Origin of the sequence: Acinetobacter sp. Brlt_5 (assembly GCF_051949055.1) — a bacterium.
In the GTDB taxonomy this organism is placed as follows: Bacteria; Pseudomonadota; Gammaproteobacteria; order Pseudomonadales; family Moraxellaceae; genus Acinetobacter; species Acinetobacter indicus.
In genome coordinates this window covers 1-746 of record NZ_JAYJLP010000048.1, presented here as the reverse complement: position 1 = coordinate 746, position 746 = coordinate 1, and the positions used below count along the sequence as shown (strand labels likewise).

Sequence of the window (746 nt, the reverse complement as noted above, 5' to 3'; positions counted from 1 at the left end):
TGAAATTAACTTAAATATTTTTAATAACTTATTATCTTTCGACCACCGGGAAAATTTCTTGAATATGGAGTTTGGCTTTCCGAAGGCAGCAGGTAAATCCCGCCACGGGCAGCCTGTACGGATTCTATAAAGAATAGCTTCAATAAAATTTCGAAGATTTTGTTTGAGATAAATACGAAAATTACGGAAAATGTTTTCTAACTTAGACCAGTGTTGATCAGTCAACATTGTACGAGGCATAGCGAGGAGTAGATTTGGTTTGGCGATTAAATTCTACTTTCTCGCTATTTTTTTTGCACAGTAAATGTCAACAGACCCTAGATACTTTTCTGGGACTTATAATTCTTTAGCTTTATTAAAAGCGTAAAAAAATCCCCCTCGCTTTTGCTTGGGGGATTTTGAATAATGAGCTGGCGATGACTTACTCTCACATGGGTAACCCCACACTACCATCAGCGCTAAGAGGTTTCACTTCTGAGTTCGGGAAGGGATCAGGTGGTTCACTCTTGCTATGGTCGCCAGCACAACTGGTATGCTTACTCGCTATGGTCTTATTTACGTTGCTTGCGCTTCGTTTGCCTAGCTTTCTTCAAATAGAATGCATTAACAGATGTATCTGAGTTCTTGCGAGTAGAACTAAGCAGTGCTTAATTATACTCTCATTTGTTCGATTAGCTTAACTAAATCAAGTTTTCGTCTGATCGTTAGATCAATATAAAATCAATTGATGCTTTATATACAACTGC

The 746-nt window shown here is 37.9% G+C and carries 1 protein-coding gene and 1 rRNA gene; both read right to left on the bottom strand.

Features of this window, described 5'->3' with window-relative positions; all coding sequences use genetic code 11:
* The coding region (locus VF685_RS14045) for a transposase (protein ID WP_440203683.1) at positions 1-240 on the bottom strand (240 nt) is incomplete at its 3' end.
* A 168-nt stretch (positions 241-408) separates the two neighbouring features.
* A 5S ribosomal RNA gene (gene rrf / locus VF685_RS14040) occupies positions 409-523 on the bottom strand.
* Positions 524-746 lie beyond the last annotated feature (223 nt).